5 protein-coding genes and 3 tRNA genes are annotated in these 8766 nt (G+C 72.5%); 7 read left to right on the forward strand and 1 reads right to left on the reverse strand.

The annotated features are described in order from the left end of the window. Nucleotides 1-2162 (reverse strand): DEAD/DEAH box helicase (locus ACFV88_RS11420; RefSeq protein WP_385488766.1); only part of this gene is annotated, 2162 nt, incomplete at its 3' end. 432 nt (nt 2163-2594) lie between these two features. Between ACFV88_RS11420 and ACFV88_RS11425 the strand changes: the two genes are divergently transcribed. The 7 genes from ACFV88_RS11425 to ACFV88_RS11455 all read left to right on the forward strand — a co-directional run bounded on the left by ACFV88_RS11425 (nt 2595) and on the right by ACFV88_RS11455 (nt 8589). Further along, nucleotides 2595-3170 (forward strand): hypothetical protein, encoded by a 576-nt coding sequence (locus tag ACFV88_RS11425; protein ID WP_385488768.1) that lies wholly within the window; start codon nt 2595-2597, stop codon nt 3168-3170. A 144-nt stretch (nt 3171-3314) separates the two neighbouring features. After that, the gene (locus tag ACFV88_RS11430; protein WP_385488771.1) at nt 3315-3665 is read left to right on the forward strand and encodes a metallopeptidase family protein; all 351 of its coding nucleotides are present in this window, start codon (nt 3315-3317) and stop codon (nt 3663-3665) included. Nucleotides 3666-3810: 145 nt separating this feature from the next. Next, nucleotides 3811-3883 (forward strand) — tRNA-Glu (locus tag ACFV88_RS11435). Between the two features lie 31 nt (nt 3884-3914). Beyond that, nucleotides 3915-3989 (forward strand) — tRNA-Asp (locus ACFV88_RS11440). Nucleotides 3990-4016: 27 nt separating this feature from the next. Next, a tRNA-Phe gene (locus ACFV88_RS11445) sits at nt 4017-4090 on the forward strand. 304 nt (nt 4091-4394) lie between these two features. Then, entirely contained in the window at nt 4395-6671 is a 2277-nt protein-coding gene (locus ACFV88_RS11450; RefSeq protein WP_385488773.1) for a (Fe-S)-binding protein, read from the forward strand. A 355-nt stretch (nt 6672-7026) separates the two neighbouring features. Next, nucleotides 7027-8589 (forward strand): FG-GAP repeat protein, encoded by a 1563-nt coding sequence (locus ACFV88_RS11455; protein WP_385488776.1) that lies wholly within the window; start codon nt 7027-7029, stop codon nt 8587-8589. The last annotated feature ends 177 nt before the right edge of the window (nt 8590-8766 follow it).

An 8766-nucleotide genomic window follows, 5' to 3' on the forward strand; every position in this document is an offset into this window, starting at 1 on the left:
CCACGCTCACCGTCACGACGGTCATCCCGACGGAAACCCGGACGGTCGTCACGACGCTCGAAACCACCACGCCCACGCTCACCGTCACGACGGTCATCGCGACGGAAGCCCGGACGGTCACCGTCCCGACGGTCATCACGACGGAAACCCGGGCGGTCACCGTCACGGCGGTCGCGGGAGAAACCGCCACGCTCACCGTCACGACGGTCATCCCGACGGAAACCCGGACGGTCGTCACGACGCTCGAAACCACCACGCCCACGCTCACCGTCACGACGGTCGTCGCGACGGAAGCCCGGACGGTCACCGTCCCGACGGTCGTCCCGGCGGAAGCCACCACGGTCGCCGCCGCGGTCGCCGTCCCGACGGTCATCGCGACGGAAGCCGCCACGGTCACCGTCACGGCGCTCGTAGGAGGACGAAGAGGTGCGCTCGGTGGTGCTCGGCGCGGCGGACGCGGTGTCCGTCACGACGGCGGTCGGCTCGGCACCGTCCACCGACTCGGCGGCAGCCCCGGCGTCCACCGCGGCGGCACCCTCCGTGAGGACGGCGGCCGGGTCTTCGCCCCGCTCCCGCGCGGCCCGCGCGCTCAGCCGGTCGGCTTCCTCGCGCAGTTCGGTGGCGCGGCGCTGCGCCCGCTCCAGCTGCTTGGCCAGGTCAGCGACCTCGCGCTCGGCCTGCTTGGCGGCACCGGACACCGACTCGGCCTGGACCTCGGTCATCGACCGGGCACCCGTGATCTCGGCGACCTCGGGCTCGAACACGCCGCCGCCGCCCACGATGTGGCGCCCGGCGTCGACGCCCGCGTCCTCCATCAGACGGAAGATCTGGCGCCGCTGGTGCGGCAGGGCCAGCGACACGACCGTGCCGGAGCGACCGGCACGGGCGGTGCGGCCCGAGCGGTGCAGGTAGTCCTTGTGGTCACCGGCCGGGTCCACGTTCAGGACCAGGTCGATGCCGTCGACGTGGATGCCGCGCGCGGCGACGTCGGTGGCGACGAGGACGTTGACGTACCCGTCCTTGAAGTCGGCGAGGGTGCGGGTGCGCGCGCCCTGCGTCATGCCGCCGTGCAGGGCGTCGGCGCGGACGCCCGCGTCGCGCAGCTGCTCGGCGACCCGGTCGGCACCGAGCTGGGTGCGCACGAAGATGATGGTGCGGCCCTTGCGGGCGGCGATCGCCGCGGTGACCGGGGCCTTGTCGCGCGGCTTCACGACCAGGATGTGGTGGGTCATCGTGGTGACCGCACCGGCCGACGGGTCCACCTCGTGGGTGACCGGCGCATTCAGGTACCGCTTCACCAGGGTGTCGATCTCGTTCTCCAGGGTGGCGGAGAACAGCATCCGCTGACCGCCCTGGGGAACCTGGTCGAGCAGTTCGGTGACCTCGGGCAGGAAGCCCAGGTCGGCCATCTGGTCGGCCTCGTCGAGGACGGCGACCTGGACGTCGCCCAGCGAGCAGGCGCCACGGTTGATGACGTCGCGCAGCCGGCCGGGGGTGGCGACGAGGACGTCGACGCCGCGCTCCAGGGCGTAGATCTGGTTGCTCATGGACGTACCGCCGCAGACGACCTTCATCTTCAGGCCGAGCACGTCGCCGTACGGCTGGAGGGCGTCCGCGACCTGCATCGCGAGCTCACGGGTGGGGGTGAGGATGACGCCGCGGGGGCGCTTCTTCGCGGTGTGGCCGCCCGCGAGGGTCGTGAGCAGCGGCAGGCCGAAGGAGAGGGTCTTGCCGGAGCCGGTACGGCCGCGGCCCAGGATGTCCCGCCGGGCGAGCGCGTCCGGAATGGTCGCGGCCTGGATCGGGAACGGCGTGGTGACGCCGTTCTGGGCGAGCTTGCGGACGACACCGTCAGGCAGGCCCAGGTCACCGAACGTGACGGTCGGCTCCTGCTCCTCCTCGACGACGGGCTCAGCGGCCACGGGCTCCGCGGCCTCTTCGGCGACGGGCTCCGCGGCGGTGGGCTCCTCGGCGGCCTCGACCACCTCGGTCCCGGCCTCCTCGGCGACGGTTTCCGCCTGGGGGGCCTCGGGGCTCTCGGCGACGGCGGGGGCCTCGGGGGCCTCGACGTCGACCTCGGGGGTGGTGGGGGACTGCTGGGGGGTGCTGACGGTTTCGGCGTCCTCGTTGAGGACAGCGCGGTCAACAGGGGAAACGGACATGCGAAATGCGAACCTTCCGGAGTTCACGGCACGCGCCCAAACTCCGTGAAGCTGCTAAGCGACCGCCTCTATGCGGTCCGGCCACGGCAGGGAGTACGCGCCACACGCGGCGCGCTTCATTCCTCGCTCTGTGAGGAGTGCGCCGGGCAAATGGGATCAAACGATCTACCACCATACGCACCTTGGGCCCCCCGAGGCAAATGCGGTCGGCGTGACCCGCCTCACCACCGCGGGCCGTCGGCAACCGCGCCCCCGACCCCGGGCACACCGTCCGGTGCGACCCCGCCGGATCGGACACCTGACCGAGCGGCGAGCAGCGGAAACACCGGTTCGCCGGGCCGGCGTTCCCCTCCGACTCCCGAACCTCCGTGTCCTCTTGCCCTGACAGGGAGTTGGACAACCGTAGTCAATCACCGCCCCGGAGGTGGCCCCGTGCGTTCCCTGCCCGTACCCGTCCGCCTGGCCACCCTGGCGGCGGCGCTCGCCGCCACCGCGGGCTGCGTCAGCGTGGGCGACGAGGCCGCCCCGCGGGGCGGCCCCTCGCAGTCCTCCGGCCCCCGCAGCGGTGGCAGCGCCGTGGAGACGGACGGCGTCCCGGAAGCGGTCAGCGACGCTGACGGACACCGCACGGGCCGCTCCCGGAACGCGAAGACCCAGCACAGCGGCAAACCGGCGGACCCGGACGCCAAGACCCCGTCCGCCTCCGCGCCGGGCACGGCCGCGCCCGGCGCCCCCCGGGCCACCGCGCCCGCCGGGACGACCCGGGCGCCCCGTCCGGTGGAGCCCGGTGCGCCCACCCCGAACCCGCCCGAGCCGGTGCCCACGCCGACCCGCACCACCCCGGAGCCGGAGCCCCCGAAGCCGACGCCGGAACCCCCCGCGCCCCCGGAGCCCACGGTGGCGGAGCCGTCCTCGTCGGCGCACGAGGACCCTCCGCCGCAGGGGCAGGCGGCGGCCCGCACCTTCCGGGTCGAGCCGTCCCCGGAGGCGGGCCAACCGGTGGTGTGACCCGGCCCCGCGCCCCGTCTCCGGCCCGCTCCGGCCGCGTGACGCCCCCGCTCCAGGCCCGCTCCAGGCCCGCTCCAGGCCCGCTCCGAGCCCGCGATGCCCCGGTCCCGCCCCCGCGGCGCCCGGGTCCCGGACAATGGTCGTGTGCTGGAGATGACGCGAGAAGCGTTCGAAGAGCTGGTGGCCGATGCGCTGGACACGATCCCGCCGCAACTGACCCGGGTCATGGACAACGTGGCCGTGTTCGTGGAGGACGAACCGTCCGCCGACGATCCCGAACTGCTCGGGCTCTACGAGGGAACCCCGCTGACCGAGCGCGGCGAGTGGTACGCGGGCGTGCTGCCCGACCGCATCTCGATCTACATGGGGCCGACCCTGCGCTACTGCGAGACCCCCGAGGACGTCGTCCACGAGGTGGCCGTGACGGTGGTCCACGAGATCGCCCACCACTTCGGCATCGACGACGAACGCCTCCACGAACTCGGCTGGGGCTGATCCGCGGGCCCCCCGGTTCGGCGCAGTTCGACGCGGTCCGACACGGCTCGGGACACCGCCCGTAAACCGTTTTGGCGATACCTCCCGCCATCCCATATGCTTCTCACGTCCCCGACGCGCCGGAAGGTGCGCAGGCGGGCCGATAGCCCTCATCGTCTAGCGGCCTAGGACGCCGCCCTTTCAAGGCGGTAGCACGGGTTCGAATCCCGTTGGGGGCACCGTGTGCGAGTATTCTCGTCACACGATCTTGGTCCTGTGGAGCAGCTTGGAGTGCTCGCCACCCTGTCAAGGTGGAGGCCGCGGGTTCAAATCCCGTCAGGACCGCTTGCAGGTCGCCTCGGCGAACTGCGTGGCTGGGTAGCTCAGTTGGTACGAGCGATCGCCTGAAAAGCGATAGGTCGCCGGTTCGATCCCGGCCCCAGCCACCTTCACCTCCTCACAGGGGTCCGCACGCCCTCTCCGGCTCCTCGGAGGGGGCGTTTCTGGTGTCTCTCCCCGCCGTCCCTGCCGGCCCCGCAATCGCCCGCCGACCGACACCACCCCGGCCCACCCCACTCCGCCACGCCACGGCCGCCGCAGACCCCGCACCGCACAGGGCTACACAGGGCCACCTCAGCGACACAGATCACCGACGGGCCGACTACAGCGCGGCGCGATATCTGGGTACCCTCAATCAAACTCCATAAGTTACCGCTTAGTAATCTGCACTCGCAGGCCCGAGGAGCCTCCATGCAACTCGCCGCGATCATCGTGTCGTTGGTGCTCGCCACAATCGGCGCAGCCCTGTTCGCCCGGGCCATCGCCCAGATCTACCGGTACGTCCGGCTGGGTCAGAACGTCCCAGCAGGCACCCGAACGGATGATCCGAAGCAGCGGACGCTGACGGTGGTCCGGGAGTTCCTCGGCCATACCCGGATGAACCAGTGGGGCGTCGTCGGCGTGGCCCACTGGTTCGTGTCGGTCGGCTTCTTCACCCTCGTGCTGACCCTGGTGCACGCCTTCGGACAACTCTTCCAGGCGGACTGGAGCCTCCCGCTCATCGGCACCTGGGCCCCGTACGAGGTGTTCACCGAGCTGATCGGCGCCCTCACCGTGCTCGGCATCCTCACGCTGATGGTGATCCGTCAGCTGTCGCTGCCGGGCCGCGCCGGGCGCAAGTCGCGTTTCGCGGGCTCCAACATGGGCCAGGCGTACTTCGTCGAGCTGGTGATCCTCATCATCGGCATCGCGATCCTGGTGCTGCGCGGACTGGAGGGCGCCCTGCACCACGTGGACGGTTACACCGCCGCGTACCTGGTGTCGTACCCGCTCGTCGCCGCCTTCCGGGGGCTGGACGTCACCACGCAGCAGAACCTCGTCTACCTGTTCGCGATGATCAAGATCTCCACGTCCTTCATCTGGATGATCACGGTCTCGCTCCGCACCGACATGGGCGTGGCCTGGCACCGGTTCCTCGCGTTCCCCAACATCTGGTTCAAGCGCCGCGCCGACGGCGGCACCGCGCTCGGCGCACTGCTGCCGATGACCTCCGGCGGAACGCCCATCGACTTCGAGGACCCGGGCGAGGACGACGTCTACGGCGTCAGCCAGGTCGAGCACTTCTCCTGGAAGGGCCTCCTCGACTTCTCCACCTGCACCGAGTGCGGACGCTGCCAGTCGCAGTGCCCCGCCTGGAACACCGGCAAGCCGCTCTCCCCCAAGCTGCTGATCATGTCGCTGCGCGACCACGGTCACGCCAAGGCCCCGTACCTGCTCGCCGGCGGCGGCAAGACGATGGAGGGCGAGGAGAAGGCGAGCGCCGAGGCGCTGAAGGACGTGCCCGCCGCCGCGCTCGCCGAGGCCGGGCGGCCCCTCATCGGCACCGCCGAGGAGAACGGCGTCATCGACCCGGACGTGCTGTGGTCCTGCACCACCTGCGGCGCCTGCGTCGAACAGTGCCCGGTGGACATCGAGCACATCGACCACATCGTCGACATGCGCCGCTACCAGGTGATGATCGAGAGCGCGTTCCCGTCCGAGGCGGGCACGATGCTCAAGAACCTGGAGAAGAAGGGCAACCCCTGGGGCCTGGCGAAGAAGCAGCGCCTGGAGTGGGTCAAGGACGTGGACTTCGAGGTCCCGGTCGTCGGCGAGGACGTCGAGGACCTCACCGAGGTCGACTACCTGTACTGGGTGGGCTGCGCCGGGGCGCTGGAGGACCGGGCGAAGAAGACCACCAGGGCGTTCGCCGAACTGCTGCACATCGCCGGCGTGAAGTTCGCGATCATGGGCGGCGAGGAGCGGTGCACCGGTGACTCCGCCCGCCGCCTCGGCAACGAGCCCCTGTTCCAGCAGCTCGGCCAGGAGAACGTGGCCATGCTGAACATGGCGTTCGGCGAGGACGACGAGGACGAGTCCACCCGCAAGCCCAAGGCGGCGAAGCGGATCGTCTCCACCTGCCCGCACTGCTTCAACACCATCGCCAACGAGTACCCGCAGCTCGGCGGGGACTACGAGGTCATCCACCACACGCAGTTGCTCCAGCACCTCGTCGACGAGGGCCGGCTCGTGCCGGTCACCCCGGTCGAGGGGCTGATCACCTACCACGACCCCTGCTACCTCGGCCGGCACAACAAGGTCTACACGCCCCCGCGCGAGATCATGGACAAGGTGCCGGGACTGCGGCAGCAGGAGATGCACCGCCACAAGGAACGCGGCTTCTGCTGCGGCGCGGGCGGTGCCCGGATGTGGATGGAGGAGCGGATCGGCAAGCGCATCAACAACGAGCGGGTGGACGAGGCCCTGTCCCTGAACCCGGACATCGTCTCCACCGCCTGCCCGTTCTGCCTGGTGATGCTCACCGACTCGGTCAACGGGAAGAAGAACGACGGCCAGGCCAAGGAGTCGCTCCAGGTCGTCGACGTCGCCCAGCTGCTGCTGGACTCGGTCAGGACCCCCACCGACGGCGAGCCCCCGGCCGGTGCGTCCCCCGCCGAGAACGCGCCCGAACCGGAACCCGCCACGTGATCGCGTGCCCGTGACCGCGTACTCGTAGCCGAGCAACGGACGCCCTCCCGTCAACCCGTAGAGGCCCGGATCACCCCTAGGAGTGATCCGGGCCTCGCCCGTTCCGGGAACTCACTCCGAAGGGTGAGCAGAGCCCCGTCCACGGTCAGGCGTACGAGGTCCCCACCCGGGCAGGACGGCCGCTCGGCGCCACCGAGGTGAGGGTCGTATGAGGGGTACGGACAACGCCGTACGCGGGCGCGAGCGCCGTGCAACCCTTCCTCCGGGCCCCTTGGCGCCCGCACGCCGGACGGGAATCGGGCCCCTCCGGAACCCCCGCGCCCGCCCGGCCACCCCTTCCTCCACAGGAGCCGTAGTGCGCCACAACCGATCGGCCGCCGCTCTCGCCGCGGCCGCGTTCCTGCTCGCCTCCGGGGCGTGCCTCACGCTCGCCGCACCGGCCCACGCCGGCACCCCCGGCGGTACGTACGCGAACGACCGCAACAGCGACTTCGACGGCGACGGCCGCGAGGACGTCGTCACCGCCGCGCCCACCGCCACGGTGTCCGGCGCGCGCGGCGCCGGACACGTGAGCGTCCGGTACGGCTCCGACCGGGGCCCGGGCGCCGAACGGACCGCCCGGATCAGCCAGGCCACCGCCGAGGTGCCCGGCGCCCCCGAGGCCGACGACGGGTTCGGCACCGCCCTCGCCACCGGCGACCTCAACAGCGACGGCTACGACGAACTGATCGTCGGCGTGCCCGGTGAGGACCTGGCCGGACAGCGCTCCGCGGGCGGGGTGACCGTCCTGTGGGGCGGCAAGAAGGGCCTCAGCACGTCCGGCAGTTGGCTCCAGGCCCGCCGCCCCGCCGGGGACGCGCACTTCGGCGCGGCCCTTGCCGCCGCCCGCTTCAGCGCCGCCCACCCCGGCGACCTGCTGGCCGTGGCCGACCGCCACGGACTGGAACTCGCCGAGTGGGCACCGGTTCCGCCGCCCGTCGACGGCGGCGGCCCCGGCGGCCCGCCCGGCGGCATCGCCCCACTGGACACCACCCCGCACGACACCGGGGCGGCCCGGTCCCACACCCCCGCCCGGCCGCTCGCCCGCACCTCGCTCCCCCGCCCGGCGGACGCCCGCCCAACCGTGGTGCGCACCCTCACCACCGGTGACTACAACAGCGACGGCCTGGCCGACCTGATCGCCTCGGGCACCAGCACCGCAGCCGATCGGGGCGCGGGCTGGTCCGCGTACTTCCCCGGCGGCGCACGGGGCCCGGCGTACGCCCGTGATCTGGTCGGCGGGCCCGTCGCCGCCTCCGGCGACATCGACGGCGACGGGTACGACGACCTGGTCACGGGCGAACCCGCCGCGTCCGACACCGCCTCCGACAGCGGTGCGGCGGCCCCGGCCGGCGGGCTGGTCGGCGTACGGTACGGCGGCCCGGCCGGCCCCGCGGCCGAGCCCCAGTGGTGGACGCAGGACTCGCCGGGCGTCGCGGGCACCCCCGAACACGGCGACGGGTTCGGCAGTGACCTCTCCGTCGCGGACGCCGACGGCGACGGCTACGCGGAGGTCGCGATCGGCGCGGGCGGCGAGGACGTGGGCCGGGTCGCCGACGCGGGCGCGGTGTGGGTCCTCGAGGGTTCGCCGACCGGGCTCACCGGCCGCGGCTCCGCCCACTGGAACCAGGGCTCCCCGCAGGTGCCCGGCGCCGTGGAGCGGGGCGACTCCTGGGGCGCGCAGGTCCGGTTCACCGGCCCCGACGCCCAGGGGCGGTACGCACTGCTCGCCGCCGCGCACCGGGAGGACGGCGGCACCGGGAGCGTGTGGCTGCTGCCCGCCACCCCCGACGGGGTCGGTGCGGCCGGCTCCTCGACGTTCGGCGCCGGCCGCCCGCACGGGGGCGCCGGCCACTTCGGCGCGGTGATCGACGAATAGCGGAACGCGAGCGGCTTCGGCGGCGGCCGTCCGGGCCCCCCCCCCACCCCCGCCCCCTGGCCGCCGCCGGTTTCACCCGGCCGCACGACGCCTACGCGTACCTCCGACAGGCGAAGCAGCTCGCAGAGCGGATCGGTGTCGGGCGCAACGACTACCACACGGAGTTCGGTCCCACCA

The organism is Streptomyces sp. NPDC059816 (assembly GCF_042732055.1).
In the GTDB taxonomy this organism is placed as follows: domain Bacteria; phylum Actinomycetota; class Actinomycetes; order Streptomycetales; family Streptomycetaceae; genus Streptomyces.

Bases quoted from the DNA above. Each gene is read 5' to 3' on its own strand.
- ACFV88_RS11450 (WP_385488773.1), top strand. From the start codon at position 4,395: ATGCAACTCGCCGCGATCATCGTGTCGTTGGTGCTCGCCACAATCGGC.